The sequence below is a fragment of the Paraburkholderia sp. BCC1884 genome, from assembly GCF_900996225.1.
Taxonomy (GTDB): domain Bacteria; phylum Pseudomonadota; class Gammaproteobacteria; order Burkholderiales; family Burkholderiaceae; genus Paraburkholderia.
In genome coordinates, this window is the sequence record NZ_CAAJGL010000009.1 from 1 (window position 1) to 469 (window position 469).

1 protein-coding gene is annotated in these 469 nt (G+C 70.8%); it reads right to left on the reverse strand.

Annotated elements, in window-relative coordinates; genetic code table 11:
- Positions 1 to 469: substrate binding domain-containing protein (locus tag FQ705_RS00045; RefSeq protein WP_222105621.1), on the reverse strand; the 469-nt coding region annotated here is incomplete at both ends.

Consider the following 469-nt stretch of genomic DNA (forward strand, 5'->3'; position numbering starts at 1 on the left):
GTTAGCGATCAGCGGCTCCTGCACGGGATAGGCGCCCCGCCCTTCCGGCGTTTCGCATTCCCGGCCGTCGCGGCTCTCCTGTCCGTAGAGCAGGCAGGCATGGCGATGCAGCTCGGCCGGCGCCGCCGGCTCGCCATGCGATCGCCGATAGGCGGGGCTGCAGCAGGCGATCATGCGCAGCGTGCCGAGCGTGCGCGCCACCAGCGTCGAATCGGCCAGTTGCCCGATCCGCAGCGCCAGGTCGAAACCCTCGCCGATCAGGTCGACGCGGCGGTCGCTCAACTCCACCTCGAGCCGCACCGCCGGATGCGCGGCCAGGAATTCGGCCAGCAGCGGCGACAGGTGGCTCATGCCGAAGGACATCGGCGCGCTGATCTTCAGCGAGCCGTGCAGCTCGGTGCGGCGCGCCGACATCGCCTCCTCGGCCTGCGCGACCTCGGCCAGGATGCGCTGCGCATGCAGGTAGAAG